Origin of the sequence: Pseudomonas sp. Z8(2022) (genome assembly GCF_025837155.1) — a bacterium.
Taxonomy (GTDB): domain Bacteria; phylum Pseudomonadota; class Gammaproteobacteria; order Pseudomonadales; family Pseudomonadaceae; genus Aquipseudomonas.
On record NZ_CP107549.1, the window covers coordinates 4,040,204 to 4,055,619 of the forward strand.

Annotated in this window: 14 protein-coding genes; 6 read left to right on the plus strand and 8 right to left on the minus strand. The window is 66.2% G+C overall.

Annotated elements, in window-relative coordinates; genetic code table 11:
• The first annotated feature begins 111 nt into the window (after positions 1 to 111).
• From pyrR to OEG79_RS19150, 4 genes are all read left to right on the plus strand, one after another.
• Positions 112 to 615: a bifunctional pyr operon transcriptional regulator/uracil phosphoribosyltransferase PyrR gene (gene pyrR, locus OEG79_RS19135; protein ID WP_119692221.1), complete on the plus strand. Its 504-nt coding sequence runs from the start codon at positions 112 to 114 to the stop codon at positions 613 to 615.
• Between the two features lie 11 nt (positions 616 to 626).
• Positions 627 to 1,634, plus strand: a complete 1,008-nt coding sequence (locus OEG79_RS19140) for an aspartate carbamoyltransferase catalytic subunit (RefSeq protein WP_264146519.1) — start codon at positions 627 to 629, stop codon at positions 1,632 to 1,634.
• Complete coding sequence (locus OEG79_RS19145; protein ID WP_264146520.1) at positions 1,634 to 2,905, plus strand: dihydroorotase; 1,272 nt, start codon at positions 1,634 to 1,636, stop codon at positions 2,903 to 2,905. The genes OEG79_RS19140 and OEG79_RS19145 overlap by 1 nt, the downstream gene beginning before the upstream one ends.
• 241 nt (positions 2,906 to 3,146) lie before the next feature.
• Positions 3,147 to 5,054 carry a beta-ketoacyl synthase gene (locus OEG79_RS19150; protein WP_264146521.1) on the plus strand — a complete coding sequence of 636 codons (1,908 nt, stop codon included), beginning with the start codon at positions 3,147 to 3,149 and terminating at the stop codon, positions 5,052 to 5,054.
• Positions 5,055 to 5,152: 98 nt separating this feature from the next.
• Here the strand turns inward: OEG79_RS19150 and cysQ are convergent, their stop codons facing one another.
• Together cysQ and nudE are read right to left on the minus strand one after the other, a co-directional pair.
• Complete coding sequence (cysQ, locus tag OEG79_RS19155; protein WP_264146522.1) at positions 5,153 to 5,977, minus strand: 3'(2'),5'-bisphosphate nucleotidase CysQ; 825 nt, start codon at positions 5,975 to 5,977, stop codon at positions 5,153 to 5,155.
• Entirely contained in the window at positions 5,974 to 6,540 is a 567-nt protein-coding gene (nudE, locus tag OEG79_RS19160; RefSeq protein ID WP_264146523.1) for an ADP compounds hydrolase NudE, read from the minus strand. Before nudE ends, cysQ begins: the two co-directional genes overlap by 4 nt.
• Before the next feature lie 123 nt (positions 6,541 to 6,663).
• Between nudE and yrfG the strand changes: the two genes are divergently transcribed.
• Positions 6,664 to 7,329 (plus strand): GMP/IMP nucleotidase, encoded by a 666-nt coding sequence (gene yrfG / locus OEG79_RS19165; protein ID WP_264146524.1) that lies wholly within the window; start codon positions 6,664 to 6,666, stop codon positions 7,327 to 7,329.
• A 46-nt stretch (positions 7,330 to 7,375) separates the two neighbouring features.
• On the opposite strand, the gene lysM is transcribed toward yrfG, so the two are convergent.
• The 6 genes from lysM to OEG79_RS19195 form a co-directional block, all read right to left on the minus strand.
• Complete coding sequence (gene lysM, locus OEG79_RS19170) at positions 7,376 to 7,813, minus strand: peptidoglycan-binding protein LysM (protein WP_264146525.1); 438 nt, start codon at positions 7,811 to 7,813, stop codon at positions 7,376 to 7,378.
• Between the two features lie 87 nt (positions 7,814 to 7,900).
• On the minus strand, positions 7,901 to 8,731 hold the full coding sequence (fdhD, locus tag OEG79_RS19175; RefSeq protein ID WP_264146526.1) for a formate dehydrogenase accessory sulfurtransferase FdhD: 831 nt from the start codon (positions 8,729 to 8,731) through the stop codon (positions 7,901 to 7,903).
• Between the two features lie 70 nt (positions 8,732 to 8,801).
• A complete protein-coding gene (locus tag OEG79_RS19180; RefSeq protein ID WP_264146527.1) occupies positions 8,802 to 9,050 on the minus strand; it encodes a formate dehydrogenase subunit delta in 249 nt (82 codons plus the stop codon).
• 76 nt (positions 9,051 to 9,126) lie between these two features.
• A complete protein-coding gene (gene fdhF, locus OEG79_RS19185) occupies positions 9,127 to 11,961 on the minus strand; it encodes a formate dehydrogenase subunit alpha (RefSeq protein ID WP_264146528.1) in 2,835 nt (944 codons plus the stop codon).
• Between the two features lie 15 nt (positions 11,962 to 11,976).
• Positions 11,977 to 13,548 carry a formate dehydrogenase beta subunit gene (locus OEG79_RS19190; protein ID WP_264146529.1) on the minus strand — a complete coding sequence of 524 codons (1,572 nt, stop codon included), beginning with the start codon at positions 13,546 to 13,548 and terminating at the stop codon, positions 11,977 to 11,979.
• Positions 13,545 to 14,039, minus strand: a complete 495-nt coding sequence (locus tag OEG79_RS19195; RefSeq protein ID WP_264146530.1) for a formate dehydrogenase subunit gamma — start codon at positions 14,037 to 14,039, stop codon at positions 13,545 to 13,547. Before OEG79_RS19195 ends, OEG79_RS19190 begins: the two co-directional genes overlap by 4 nt.
• Positions 14,040 to 14,232: 193 nt before the next feature.
• Here OEG79_RS19195 and OEG79_RS19200 point away from each other — a divergent pair, with 193 nt between their 5' ends.
• The gene (locus OEG79_RS19200; RefSeq protein ID WP_264146531.1) at positions 14,233 to 15,324 is read left to right on the plus strand and encodes a helix-turn-helix transcriptional regulator; all 1,092 of its coding nucleotides are present in this window, start codon (positions 14,233 to 14,235) and stop codon (positions 15,322 to 15,324) included.
• The last annotated feature ends 92 nt before the right edge of the window (positions 15,325 to 15,416 follow it).

Genomic DNA, 15,416 nt, shown 5'->3' on the forward strand with positions numbered 1-15,416 from the left:
GGCTCGGAATGCTCATTTACAACTCGTAAACTGCGCTTCCTCGCCTGTTTTTGCCTTGCCTCGGCGGCCTCGCCTACGCTCTCAGAAGCTGTTCATATTTGGAGTTTCGCCATGCTACCCAACCCCAACGACCTGCTGCCGGCCATGGCCAGTGCGCTGACCCAGCACCTCAATCAGCGCCAGATCAGCGAGCCGCGCTTCATCGGCATCCGCACTGGCGGCGTCTGGGTCGCCCAGGCCCTGCTGCAGGCGCTGGGCCGCGATGACGCCCTTGGCATCCTCGACGTGTCCTTCTACCGCGACGACTTCACCCAGAACGGCCTGCACCCGCAGGTGCAGCCGTCGGAGCTGCCGTTCGAGATCGAAGGCCAGCACCTGGTGCTGATCGACGACGTATTGATGAGCGGGCGCACCATCCGCGCCGCGCTGAACGAACTGTTCGACTATGGTCGCCCGGCCAGCGTGACCCTGGTCAGCCTGCTCGACCTCAATGCCCGCGAACTGCCGATTCGCCCCGACGTGGTCGGCGCCACCCTGTCGCTGGCAGCCAACGAGCGGGTAAAATTGTCCGGCCCCACGCCGCTGACCCTCGAACTCCAGACGCTCGCCAACTGAGACTTCCCGCGATGACGCCACTCGCCGCCAAGCGCCCGCTGCAACTGAATGACCAAGGTCAGTTGCGCCACTTTCTCTCACTCGACGGCCTGCCCCGTGAGCTGCTGACCGAAATCCTCGACACCGCCGACTCCTTCCTCGAAGTCGGTGCGCGCGCGGTGAAGAAGGTCCCGCTGCTGCGCGGCAAGACCGTGTGCAACGTGTTCTTCGAGAACTCCACGCGCACCCGCACCACCTTCGAGCTGGCCGCCCAGCGCCTGTCGGCCGACGTCATCAGCCTCAACGTCTCGACCAGCTCCACCAGCAAGGGCGAGACGCTGTTCGACACTCTGCGCAACCTCGAAGCGATGGCCGCCGACATCTTCGTCGTGCGCCATGCCGACTCCGGCGCCGCGCACTTCATCGCCGAACATGTGTGCCCGAACCTGGCGATCATCAACGGTGGCGATGGCCGTCATGCGCACCCGACCCAGGGCATGCTCGACATGCTCACCATCCGCCGCCACAAGGGCGACTTCGAAAAACTCTCGGTGGCCATCGTCGGCGACATCCTGCACTCGCGGGTGGCGCGCTCGAACATGCTGGCGCTGAAAACCCTGGGCTGCCCGGATATCCGCGTGATCGCCCCGAAGACCCTGCTGCCCGTCGGTCTGGAGGAAAGCTACGGCGTGCGCGTATTCAGCGACGCCAGTGAAGGCCTCAAGGACGTCGACGTGGTGATCATGCTGCGCCTGCAGCGCGAGCGCATGCAGGGCGGCCTGCTGCCCAGCGAAGGCGAGTTCTATCGCCTGTTCGGCCTCACCGAGCAACGCCTCAAGCTGGCCAAGCCGGATGCGCTGGTGATGCACCCTGGGCCGATCAACCGCGGCGTGGAGATCGAATCGGCGGTGGCCGACGGCCCGCAATCGGTGATTCTCAATCAGGTCACCTACGGCATCGCCATCCGCATGGCCGTGCTGTCTATGGCCATGAGCGGGCAGACCGCGCAACGTCAACTCAACGCCGAGGAGGCCAACTGATGCGTACCGCAATCCTCGGCGCCCGCGTGATCGACCCGGCCAGCAGCCTGGATCAGATCAGCGATCTGTATGTCGACGGCGGCAAGCTGGCCGCCATCGGCCAGGCGCCAGCCGGCTTCACTGCCGACCAGACCCTCGACGCCCAGGGCCTGGTCGCCGCACCGGGCCTGGTCGACCTGTCGGTGGCCCTGCGCGAGCCGGGCTACAGCCGCAAGGGCAGCATCGCCACGGAAACCCTGGCTGCAGCCGCCGGCGGGGTCACCAGCCTGTGCTGCCCGCCGCTCACCAAGCCGGTGCTGGATACCTCGGCCGTGGCCGAGCTGATCCTCGACCGCGCCCGCGAAGCCGGGCATACCAAGGTTTTCCCGATTGGCGCGCTGAGCAAGGGCCTGGCTGGCGAACAGCTCGCCGAGCTGGTCGCCCTGCGTGACGCCGGCTGCGTGGCCTTCGGCAACGGACTGACCAACTTCGCCAGCACCCGCAGCCTGCGTCGCGCACTGGAATATGCCGCCACCTTCGATCTGCAGGTGGTTTTCCACTCGCAGGACGCCGATCTGGCCGAAGGCGGCCTGGCCCACGAAGGTCCGACCGCCAGTTTCCTCGGCCTGGCCGGCATCCCGGAAACCGCCGAAACCGTGGCCCTGGCCCGTGACCTGCTGCTGGTGGAACAGAGCGGCGTACGCGCACACTTCAGCCAGATCACCAGCGCCCGCGGTGCCGAGCTGATCGCCGCCGCCCAGGCCCGCGGCCTGCCGGTGACCGCCGATGTGGCGCTGTATCAGCTGATACTCACCGACGAGGCGCTGATCGATTTCTCCAGTCTCTACCACGTGCAGCCGCCGCTGCGCTCGCGCGCCGACCGTGAGGGTCTGCGCGAGGCCGTGAAAGCCGGGGTGATCTCGGCCATCGCCAGCCACCACCAGCCGCACGAACTCGATGCCAAGCTGGCGCCCTTCGCCGCCACCGAGCCGGGCATCAGCAGTGTGCAACTGCTGCTGCCACTGGCCCTGAGCCTGGTACAGGACGGCTTGCTCGATCTGCCGACACTGCTGGCGCGTCTGTCCAGCGGCCCCGCCGCTGCACTGCGTCTGCCGGCCGGCAGCCTGAGCGTCGGCAACGCTGCCGATATCGTGCTGTTCGACCCGCAAGCCTCGACCGTGGCCGGCGAGCAGTGGTACTCCAAGGGCAGCAACTGCCCGTTCATCGGCCATTGCCTGCCCGGCGCTGTGCGTTACACGCTGGTCGACGGGCATATCAGCTACCAGAGCTGAGCCTTCCGAGCCCGCCGCCTGGCGGGCTCGCCTCTCATAGGCGACGCCCCCTTACAACGCTCATCCCATCCGCGACACGCCCCACTCTCGGCACGACATTGGACGAATGCGTGACTCAACGGTCATGATCCTCGTCAGGTTAGGCAGCCGAAATTTTCAAACGCCAACGCCCTATGACCCCATCCGCGCCAGGAGGCGCCGGCCTGGCGTCGCGCTGGCCTTGTTCAGGAGCTTTTGAGTTATGTCGCGCTTACCTGTGATCGTGGGTTTTGGGGGTTACAACGCAGCCGGGCGCAGCTCCTTCCATCATGGTTTCCGTCGTACCGTGCAGGAGTCGCTGGAACCCCGGGCGCGTCAGGAAACCCTGGCCGGGCTGGCGCAGATGATGAAGCTGGTGCGCGTGGTCGATGGCCAGTACCAGGATCAGGATGGCCAGCCGCTGAGCCTGGCCGAGATCGAGAGCCGCTACGCCAGGCAGATCCTCGCCGGCACCCTGGTGCGCCGCATCGAGAAGCAGCATCTGGACCCGGACGCCGCGCACTGGCAGAAAAGCATCGGTGTCGCCCCCGCCAACGGCGCCAGCCTGAGCTTCGTCACCCAGCGCAAGCAATTGCCCGAACCGCTGCCGGCCAACTGGTCGGTGGAAGAACTCGAAGGCAATGAAGTGCGCATCACCCTGCACGACAGCTGCGAATTCAAGGTCGACAGCTACCGCCCGCTGGCGGTGAAATCCGCCGGCCAGTTGCCCACCGGCTTCGAGCCGAGTGAGCTGTACAACGCCCGTTTCCACCCGCGCGGTCTGGCCATGACCGTGGTCGGTGTCACCGACGCGCTGCGCTCGGTGGGCATCGACTGGCAACGCATCGTCCAGCACGTCGCACCGGACGAGATCGCGGTGTTCGCCAGCTGCATCATGAGCCAGCTCGACGAGAACGGCTTCGGCGGCATGATGCAGTCGCGCCTGAAGGGCGGCCGCGTTACCGCCAAACAGCTGGCCCTGGGTCTGAACACCATGCCGGCCGACTTCATCAACGCCTACGTGCTCGGCAGCGTCGGCACCACCGGCAGCATCACCGGCGCCTGCGCCACCTTCCTCTACAACCTGCAGAAGGGCATCGAACAGATCGCCGCCGGCAAGGCCCGCGTGGTCATCGTCGGCAGCAGCGAGGCGCCGATCAATCAGGAGTGCATCGAGGGCTACGGCGCCATGGGCGCACTGGCGACCGAAGAAGGCCTGCGCCAGATCGAAGGCAAGAGCGAGGTGGACTTCCGCCGTGCCAGCCGCCCGTTCGGCGACAACTGCGGTTTCACCCTGGCCGAGGCCTGCCAGTTCGTGGTGCTGATGGACGACGAGCTGGCCCTGGAACTGGGCGCCGACATTCACGGCGCGGTGCCGGACGTGTTCATCAACGCCGACGGTTTCAAGAAGTCCATCTCCGCCCCCGGCCCGGGCAACTACCTGACCGTGGCCAAGGCCGTGGCCAGCGCCGTGCAACTGCTCGGCCTGGACGCCGTGCGCCAGCGCAGCTTCGTTCACGCCCACGGTTCCAGTACACCGGCCAACCGCGTCACCGAATCGGAAATCCTCGACCGTGTCGCCGCCGCCTTCGGCATCGAGCAATGGCCGGTTACCGCGGTGAAGGCGTTCGTCGGCCATTCCCTGGCCACCGCCAGCGGCGACCAAGTGATCGGCGCCCTCGGCGCCTTCAAGTACGGCATCGTGCCCGGCCTGAAGACCATCGACGCCGTCGCCGGTGACGTGCATCAGGAGCACCTGAGCCTTTCCACTGTCGATCGCAAGGTCGGCGAGAATGCGCTGGACGTGGCCTTCATCAACTCCAAGGGCTTCGGCGGCAACAATGCCAGCGCCCTGGTACTGGCCCCGCACGTGGTCGAGCGCATGCTGCGCAAGCGTCACGGCCAGGCTGCCTTCGACGCCTATCTGGCGCGCCGCGAGGGCACCCGTGCTGCCGCAGCCGCCTACGACCAGCAGGCGCTGCTGGGCAAGCTGGACATCATCTACAACTTCGGCAAGGACATGATCGACGACCAGGCGATCTCCATCAGCACCGAGGAGATCAAGGTGCCCGGCTTCGACCAGCCGCTGGTGTTCAGGAAGGACGCGCGTTACAGCGATATGCTCGATTGAACATAGCACGAGCGTAGGAGCGGCTTCAGCCGCGATTCCTTCCCGAGGGGCGGCGTACGGCAAACTTCGCGGCTGAAGCCGCTCCTACGCCAAGGGCCTTAGGATCGTAGGTTGCGTGCCAGCTCGATCAGCTCGCCCCGCCAAGGCGCCACAGCCGGCAGCGCCAGAAATGACGGATTGAGGAAGGATTCGCGCGCCTCGTAGGTCAGCGGCTCACCGGCGAGATTCAGCACCTCGCCACCGGCCCCCTCCAGCACGCCCTGCGCGGCGGCGGTGTCCCACTGCGAGGTGGGCGCTAGACGCGGATAGCAGTCGGCATTGCCTTCGGCCAGCAGGCAGAACTTCAACGAACTGCCGATACTGGCCAGTGCCGGCTCACCGAAACGTTCAGCCAGCCCCGCGAGCAGGGTTTCCTGCGCCGGGCTCGAATGGCGCTTGCTGGCCACCAGCGTGAAACCTTGTGCCGGCGCCAGACGCACGCGGATCGGTGTTTGTTCACCTGGCACCTCGCTGCACCAGGCGCCCAGGCCAGCACCGCCGTAATAGCAGCGGCCGCTGGCCGGAATGCCGACCACACCGAAGATCACGCGACCCTGCTCGATCAGCGCGACATTGACAGTGAACTCCTCCGACCCGGCGATGAACTCCTTGGTGCCATCAAGCGGATCGACCAGCCACCAGCGCGTCCAGGCGGCACGCTCGGCCAGCGGAATATTGGCCGCTTCCTCCGACAGCACCGGAATATCCGGCGCCAGCGCGCGCAGACCGTCGACCAGGATGTGGTGGGCAGCCAGGTCGGCAGCGGTGACCGGCGAGGCATCGGCCTTCTCCGTCACCGCCACGTCGCTGCGCCAATACGGCAGAATCGCCGCGCCGGCGGCCCGCACCCGTTCGATCACAGGAGCAATGAAGGGATGGTTCACGGGCGGAACTCCCCGCGCTGAGTGAGCAGATCGCGTACCAGGTACAAGGCTGCCAGCGCGCGCCCCTCGCTGAACTGCTCGTGCTGGGCCAGGCTCGACAGCTCGCGCAGGCTGATGCGATCGACCCGCATCGGCTCGGGCTCGTCACCGGGCAGACGTTCCTCGTACAGGTTGCGCGCCAGCACCACCTGAATCTTCTGGCTCATGTAGCCAGGCGACAGACTCAGTTCGGTGATGTATTCCAGCTCGTGCGCACCAAACCCCGCCTCCTCCTTGAGCTCGCGATTGGCCGCCACCAGCACGTCTTCCCCCGGTTCGATCAGGCCCTTGGGCAGCGACAGCTGGTAGTCGTCGGTGCCGCCGCAGTATTCCTCGACCAGCACGGCGTGCTCGGCATCGAGCATCGCCACCACCATCACCGCACCATAACCGGCGCCCTTGCCCACCAGTCGCTCATAGGTGCGCTCGGTACCGTTGGAGAAACGCAACTGCACCTCCTCGACACGGAACAGGCGGCTGCTGGCGACGATCTCGCGGGCGAGAACCGTAGGTTTTTGACGCATGGGGCGACTCCTTGGCGAGACCTGGTCGGGTATCATACAGCGGCTTTTGCGATTATCCCGGCGCAGATTGCACGTTCGCGACGCGCGCCGGCAGATTCACGACTTTCATCACCTGGCGCGCCCATGCCCTCACTACCCTGGCACCAGATCGACACAGTCCTGCTGGACATGGATGGCACCCTGCTCGACCTGCACTTCGACAATCATTTCTGGCTCAGGCACCTGCCGCAACGCTATGCCGAGCATCACGGCATCAGCCTCGCGCTGGCCGAGGCCGAGCTGCTGCCGCTGTTTCGCCAACACGCCGGCACGCTGAACTGGTACTGCACGGATTTCTGGAGCCGCGAACTGAAGCTGTCGATCCGCGAGCTCAAACGCGAGGTTGCTCACCTGATTGCCCTGCGCCCGGATGCCGAGATGTTTCTGCGTGCGCTACGTGAGGCCGGCAAGCGCGTGGTACTGATCACCAACGCTCACCGCGACTCGCTGTCGCTGAAGATGGAGCAGGTGCAACTGGCAACCTGGTTCGAGCGGATGATCAGCTCCCACGACTACGGTTTTCCCAAGGAAGACCAGCAGTTCTGGTTCGCCCTGCGCCAGGACGTCGACTTCGACCCGGCGCGCAGCCTGTTCATCGATGACAGCCTGCCGATTCTGCGCAGTGCCGGTCAGTTCGGCGTCGCCCATCTGCTTGCCGTGCGCCAGCCGGACAGCCAGAGCGGGCCGAAGAACACCGAGGAGTTCGCTGCGGTAGAGGATTACCGGGCATTGCTGCAAGGCCTCGAATAGCCCTGACGCAAGGCGGGAAGCCTGGGCGCTTCCCGCACGGGTCCGGTCACTCGGGGATGCGCAGGACCTGACCCGGATAGATCTTGTCCGGATGGCTGAGCATCGGTTTGTTCGCCTCGAATATCTTCATGTAGGCGTTGGCATTTCCGTACTCGGCCTTGGCGATGGCACTGAGGGTGTCGCCCTTCTTCACCGTGACGAAGCGCGCCTCGGGTGCCGCCGCGGCGACACTGATGCGATCCTCCACCTCGGCGACACCGGCGACATTGCCCAGGGCCAGAAGAATTTTCTCCTTCTCTTCCTGGCTGGCCACCTCGCCGGCGGCGATCACCTTGTCGCCCTCGACGCTGACCTGAATGTTCGGGTTACCCAGGCCTACCTTGGCCACATGCTCCTTGAGCGATTCGGCGGCCTGCGCCTCCTGGCCGACCAGCGATTCCCACAGCTTGACTCCGGCTTCTTTGACAAACGCGAACATACCCATGGCGATGCCTCTCGTTCCTTGTGGATGACCGGACCAGCAGCGTCCGGAAAGGCAAGTCTAGACCATGGAGAAACGCCGGGAGCGACGCTACCCCCGAGCGGGCGCCGGGCTGTAGATTCGCGGAACGCTATGGTGCGGCAGATGAATGAGGTTGAGGCGATGGCGGCGTGCCCAGCGAACGCACAGATCGGTCGGCGCGGACAGGCTCACCAGGCTGGCGAAACCGGCGCGCACCGCCTTGTGGATCAGTTCCAGGCTGCAGCGACTGGTGACCACGGCAAAGCCACTGCGGGCGTCGCGGCTTTCACGACTTAACGCGCCGATCAGCTTGTCCAGCGCGTTGTGCCGGCCAATGTCTTCTCGGCACAGGACAATCTCACCGAGTTCGTCGACGAACAGCGCTGCGTGCAGCGCACCGCTCTGGCGCGCCAGCTTCTGCATCTCGCCGATGCGTGTACGCAGATCGGCCAGGTGCGCAGCCGGTGGCAGCGGGTTGACGCTCAGGGTGTCGAGTTGCGGCAAGGCCTGCTCCAGTGCCTCGACACCGCACAGACCGCAACCACTGGTGCCGGCCAGACTGCGCCGCTGCTGCTTGAGCGTCCAGAATGCACGACTGGCGATCTGCACCTCGGCACTGAACGCCTCGCCCGCGCGCCGGACCTGAATGTCGTAGATATCCTTTGCTGCCCCGACGACAGCGGACGTGAGGCTGAAGCCGACGATGAAGTCCTCCAGCGCGCTGGGCGAAACCATCATCACCGCATGGCTGATGCCGTTGTAGGCGATGGCCAGCGCACACTCCTCGGCCAGCAGCGCATGGCCCACACTGGCGGCCTCGTCCAGTTCGACATAGGCGTAGCCGTCCGGCATTTGGGCAGTGGCGCTTTCGGCAAGCGGATCGGCAGTACGGTGTGACATGTGGCGCGGATTCCTCGCGAGGATCGCAGGGTGCCGGGTGACGTCCTGCACAACAGCCAGATTGCAGCGTTCAGACAGTAGCAGGCCGGGGTTCGATCTGTCCGCGCGACTCACGCAGCACCTGCAGCGCGAACTCGCTCAGGCCCTCGCCGCCGCAGGCATCCAGATGCGCGTACAGCGCCGTGCGCATCTGCGGGTCCCACTGTCGCCGCAGGTGCTGCGCGTATTCCACCCGTGCCTGAACGGCATCGGGCTGCGAGGCGAAGAAGGCACCGATCTGGTTGGCCATCTTGATCAGTTGCGTGGCATTCATGCCCATGGCTGCACTCCGCTAATGGATGGGTACAGATTGGCGCAGGGCAGGTGCGCACGGCCCTGCCTGCCGATCAGAGGCTTCATAGCTGCACCACCGGCAACAGGCTGACCTGCTCGCGGGTGAAGGCATCGAACTGCTGCTGCCAGTCAGACGGCGTCTCGACCTTGCGCACCTGCACTGCCGTGACCTTGTACTCCGGACAGTTGGTGGCCCAGTCGGAATTATCGGTGGTGATCACGTTGGCCCCGGATTCCGGATGGTGGAATGTGGTGTACACCACGCCCGGCTGCATGCGCTCGGTGACCTTGGCACGCATCACGGTCTCGCCGGCGCGGCTGTTGATGCCGACCCAGTCGCCATCCTTGATGCCGCGATCCTCGGCGTCCACCGGGTGCAGTTCGAGAACGTCCTCGGCATGCCAGGCCCTGTTGGCGGTGCGCCGGGTCTGCGCGCCGACGTTGTACTGCGAGAGGATGCGCCCGGTGGTCAGCACCAGCGGCCGCTTGCGCGAGGTACGCTCCTCGGTCGGGATGTACTCGGTGACCATGAAGCGTCCCTTGCCGCGCACGAAGGCGTCCTCATGCATGATCGGCGTGCCCTGCGGCGCGTTGTCGTTGCACGGCCACTGAATGCTGCCCAGGCGCTCGAGCTTGGCGTAGCTGACACCGGTGAAGGTCGGCGTGAGAGCAGCAATCTCGTCCATGATCTCGGACGGATGGTTGTAGTGCATCGGGTAGCCGAGGGCGTTGGACAAGGCCACGGTCACTTCCCAGTCTTCCTTGCCTGCCAGCGCCGGCATCACTTTGCGCACCGGCGAGATGCGCCGCTCGGCGTTGGTGAAGGTGCCGTTCTTCTCCAGGAAGGAGGCGCCAGGCAGGAATACATGGGCGTACTTGGCGGTTTCGTTGAGGAACAGGTCCTGGACCACCACGCACTCCATGGCCTTGAGCGCATCGGTGACGTGCTGGGTATCGGGATCGGACTGCGCCGGGTCCTCGCCCTGGATGTACATGCCCTTGAAGGTGCCGGCATGCGCCGCAGCCAGCATGTTGGGAATGCGCAGGCCCGGCTCGTCGAGCAGCTTTACGCCCCAGGCAGCCTCGAACTGCGGCCGCGCCACAAGATCGGAGACGTGGCGGTAGCCCGGCAACTCGTGGGGGAAGGAGCCCATGTCGCATGAGCCCTGCACGTTGTTCTGCCCGCGCAGCGGGTTCACGCCGACGCCGGGACGGCCGATGTTGCCGGTGGCCATGGCCAGGTTGGCGATGGCCATCACGGTGGACGAGCCCTGGCTGTGCTCGGTGACGCCCAGGCCGTAGTAGATCGCCGCATTGCCGCCAGTGGCGTAGAGACGCGCAGCAGCGCGTACCGAGGCGGCCGGCACACCGGTCATGGCTTCCATGGCCTCGGGGCTGTTGCGCTGCTCACTGACGAATGCACGCCATTGCGCGAAGGCTTCCGTCTCGCAACGCTCGGCGACGAAGGCCTCGTTGACCAGGCCCTCGGTGACGATCACGTGGCCCAGACTGTTGAGCAGCGCGACGTTGCTGCCCGGACGCAGTTGCAGGTGGTGCTCGGCACGGATGTGCGGGCTGCGTACCAGGTCGATACCGCGCGGGTCGGCGACGATCAGCTTGGCGCCCTGGCGCAGGCGACGCTTGAGCTGCGAGCCGAATACCGGGTGGCCGTCAGTGGGGTTGGCACCGATCACCAGCACCACGTCGGCGGACAGCACCGAGTCGAAGTCCTGGGTACCGGCGGACTCGCCGAGGGTCACCTTGAGGCCGTAGCCAGTCGGCGAGTGGCAGACGCGGGCGCAGGTGTCGACGTTGTTGTTGCCGAAGGCGGCGCGCACCAGTTTCTGCACCAGGTAGGTTTCCTCGTTGGTGCAGCGCGAGGAGGTCAGGCCGCCGACCGCATTGCGGCCGTACTGTGCCTGGATCTCCTTGAAACGCCGGGCGGCGTGACCGATGGCCTCGTCCCAGCTCACCGGGCGCCACGGCTCATGGATGCTGTCGCGGATCATCGGCGTCCTGATGCGGTCCGGGTGGGTCGCGTAGCCCCAGGCGAAGCGGCCCTTGACGCAGGCGTGGCCGTGATTGGCGTGGCCGTTCTTGTTCGGCACCATGCGCACCACGGTGTTGCCCTTGACCTCGGCATTGAACGAGCAGCCAACGCCGCAGTAAGCGCAAGTGGTGGCGACGCTGCGCTCGGCCTGGCCCATCTCGATCACCGACTTTTCCATCAGTGTGGCGGTCGGGCAGGCGTTGACGCAGGCGCCGCAGGACACACACTCGGAGTCGAGGAAGTCCTCGTCCTGGCCGGCGGCCACGCGCGAATCGAAACCACGGCCGTCGATGGTCAGGGCGAAGGTGCCCTGCACTTCCTCACAGGCGCGCACGCAGCGGTTGCAGACGATGCACTTGGACGGGTCGTAGCTGAAATAGGGGTTGGACTCGTCCCTGGTCTCGGCCAGGTGGGTCTTCACCGGGTCGTAGCGCACTTCGCGCAGGCCGACCACCCCGGCCATGTCCTGCAGCTCGCAGTTGCCGTTGGCCGAGCAGGTCAGGCAGTCCAGCGGGTGGTCGGAGATGTACAGCTCCATGGTGCCGCGTCGCAGTTCGGCCAGTTTCGGGCTTTGCGTGCGCACCACCATGCCCGGCTCCACCGGGGTGGTGCAGGACGCCGGGAAGCCGCGGCGGCCTTCGATTTCCACCATGCACAGGCGGCACGAGCCGAACGGCTCCAGGCTGTCGCTGGCGCACAGCTTGGGCACGGCAATGCCGGCCTCCTGGGCCGCACGCATCAGCGAGGTGCCGGCGGGCACGGTGATGGCGTTGCCGTCGATTTCCAGAGTTACCGGAGCACCGCTGCGAGCAGGGGTGCCATAGTCGAGTTCACGATACAGGGCCATGGGGACGCCTCCGGATTAGCGGGCTTCGGCGCTGTCTTGCGACATGCCGAAGTCCTCGGGAAAGTGGTTGAGAGCGCTCATCACCGGATAGGGCGTCATGCCGCCAAGGGCGCAGAGCGAGGCGCAGAGCATGGTGTCGCAGAGGCTCTTGAGCAGCTCGATGCGCCCCGGTTGCGGCCCTTCGGAACGAGCCACGATGATTTGCGACAGCAGCTCCTCACCTCGGGTCGAGCCGATCCGGCAGGGCGTGCACTTGCCGCACGACTCCACTGCGCAGAACTCCATGGCGTAGCGCGCCATGTCGGCCATGTCGACGCTGTCGTCGAACACCACGATGCCGCCGTGACCAAGCACGGCGCCGAGGGCGGCGAACGACTCGTAATCCAGCGGTGTGTCGAACTGCGACTCGGGCAGGTAGGCGCCGAGCGGGCCACCGACCTGCACCGCGCGGATCGGCCGGCCACTGGCCGAGCCGCCGCCGTATTCGTAGAGCAGCTCGCGCAGGGTGATGCCGAAGGCCTTCTCGATCAGGCCGCCACGGGCGATGTTGCCGGTCAGCTGGATCGGCAGGGTGCCGAGCGAGCGGCCCATGCCGTAGTCCCTGTAGTAGGCGCCGCCCTTGTCGAGGATGATCGGCACCGAAGCCAGCGAGATCACGTTGTTGATTACCGTCGGCTTGCCGAACAGGCCCTCGATGGCCGGCAGCGGCGGCTTCGGCCGCACGGTGCCGCGCTTGCCCTCGATACTCTCGAGCAGTGCGGTTTCTTCGCCGCAGATATAGGCGCCGGCGCCGCGGCGCAACTCCAGGTGGAAGGCCTTGCCACTATCGAGCACGTTGTCGCCCAGGTAGCCGGCGGCCGTTGCTCGGGCGATGGTTTCGAGCAGCACGGCTTCGGCGTGCGGGTACTCCGAACGCAGGTAGATATAGCCGCGCGTAGCTCCCACCGCGAGACCGGCGATGGTCATGCCCTCGATCAGCACGTAGGGGTCGTCTTCCATCACCATGCGGTCGGAGAAGGTGCCCGAGTCGCCCTCGTCGGCGTTGCAGACGATGTACTTCTGCTCGGCCTGGCAACCGAGCACCGTGCGCCACTTGATGCCGGTGGGGAATGCCGCGCCGCCACGGCCACGCAGACCGGATTCGGTGACTTCGGCGACGATCGCCTCGGGCGTCATGCCGAGGGCGCGCTTGAGGCCGCGGTAGCCGTCGTGGGCGATGTAGTCCTCCAGCGACAGCGGATCGGTGATGCCGACACGGGCGAAGGTCAGGCGCTCCTGGCGCTTGAGGTACTCGATCTCCTCGGTCAGGCCATGGCCCAGCGCATGCGCCTTGCCTTCGAGGAAACCGGCATCGAACAGGCCGGCGACATCACGCGCCCTGACCGGACCATAGGCCACACGCCCCGCCGGCGTGGCGACCTCGACCAGCGGCTCGAGCCAGAACAGCCCGCGCGAGCCGTTGCGCACCAGCTTCACCTCGATATTGCGCGCTGCAGCTTCGGCGACGATGGCTCGGGCCACCTTGTCGGCGCCCAGGCTGAGCGCTGTGGCATCGCGCGGGACGAAAACGGTAATGGCCTTGCTCATGCCAGGGCCTCCTGTTGCGCCAGCAGCGCCAGCACTTCCTCGGCGTCGACACGACCGTGCAGTTCGCCATTGAGCATCACGCTCGGTGCGCAGGCGCAGTTGCCCAGGCAGTACACCGGCTCGAAACTGAGGCTGCCGTCCTCGCGAGTCTCGCCCAGCGGCAGGCCGAGCCTGCTCTCCAGCTCAGCGGTCAGCGCCTTGACGCCCATCGACTGGCAGGCCTCGGCCTGACACAACTTGAGTACCTGGCGACCGGGCGGCGTGGCGCGGAAATCGTGATAGAAGCTGACCACTCCGTGTACCTCGGCACGCGACAGGCACAGGTCCTCGGCGATCAGCGGCAACAGCTCGGGCGGTACGGCGCCGAGCCGATCCTGAATGTCATGGAGGATGGGTAGCAGGGCGCCGGGCCGGCCGCGGTGAGCCGCGAGCACCTCACGGGCGACGGCCTCGCACTGCTCGGGGGCGAAGCGCTGGGGAAGAAGAGCCATGTTCGATGCTCCAGCCGGCGGCCATATCGGTGCGGTCAGAAGACAAGCCCACCGAGGTTGACGGGCACTCATCCCAGACGCAGCCGAAAGGCTCGCCACATATGAAGTAAAGTTCTTATACTTGGTCGCCATGCGCCCATGAATGGCAAACTATCATGGGAAATCGCCCGATCAAATATGAAGCATTGAGCATATGATCCGTATCGACATCCAGCCTCGCTGGCGTTTCCACCAGCGTGACGGCAGCAGCCTCGACCCGCAGGGGCTGGAGCTGCTGCAGGCCGTGCACGACACCGGCAAGCTGACCGAAGCTGCCGCCCGCGTCGGCTATTCCTATCGCCACGCGTGGAACCTGCTGGGCAAGTGGCAGACCTTCTTCGGCAGCCCGCTGATCGAGCTGGAGCGCGGCAAGGGCGCACGGCTGGCGCCGCTGGGGGAAAAGCTGCTGTGGGCCGACCAGCGTATTCGTGCACGCCTGTCGCCACAGCTCGACAACCTGGCAGGCGAGCTGGAGCTGGAGCTGAACCGGGTACTGCAGGCCAGCACCCCGGGCCTGCGCATCCACGCCAGCCACGGTTTTGCCGTGGCGGCGTTGCGCGAGTGGCTGGAGCGTGACCCCGGCTGGCAGTGGGACGTGCAGTTTCGCAGCGGCAACGACGCGGTGATTGCCCTGCAGCGCCACGACTGCGAGGTGGCCGGCCTGCACATACCAGCCGGGCCACTCGGCGCGTCGAGCATGAGCCGCATCCAGCCCTGGCTGCGCCCCGAGCAGCAGCGGGTGATCACCTTCGTCGTGCGTACCCAGGGGCTGATGCTCGCCCCCGGTAACCCGCTTGGCGTAAAAGGCCTGGCGGACCTGGCCGGCGGCACGCTGCGTTTCGTCAATCGCGAGCCGGGGTCGGGTACCCGCCTGCTGCTGCAGGACCTGCTGCAGCGCGATGGTCTGGACAGCATGGCCATCAGGGGTTTCCACAACGAGGAGTTCACCCACGCCGCCGTGGCGGCCTACGTCGCCAGTGGCATGGCCGATGTCGGCTTCGGTGTCGAGGCGGCGGCGCGCCAGTTCGGCCTGGATTTCATCCCCATGGCGCGTGAGCACTATTGCCTGCTGTGCCGCGAGGACAGTCTCGAACTGCCGGCAATGACTGCACTGCTGCGGGTGCTGCAGAACCCGGACTTCCAGGCGCGTATCGGCCAGCTGCCCGGCTACGCCCTGAGTCGCCCCGGCGAGGTGCTGCCATTGGCCCAGGCGCTGGAGCAGTGGGGACGCCAAAGCCTGCTGTGAACGCCGCCACACTATCCGACAGGCGGCCGGCCAACGGGGAACCAGAGGTGAGCCGTTTGGGTCAATGGAGCAGTTCCCGCCGCAAAAGCGGC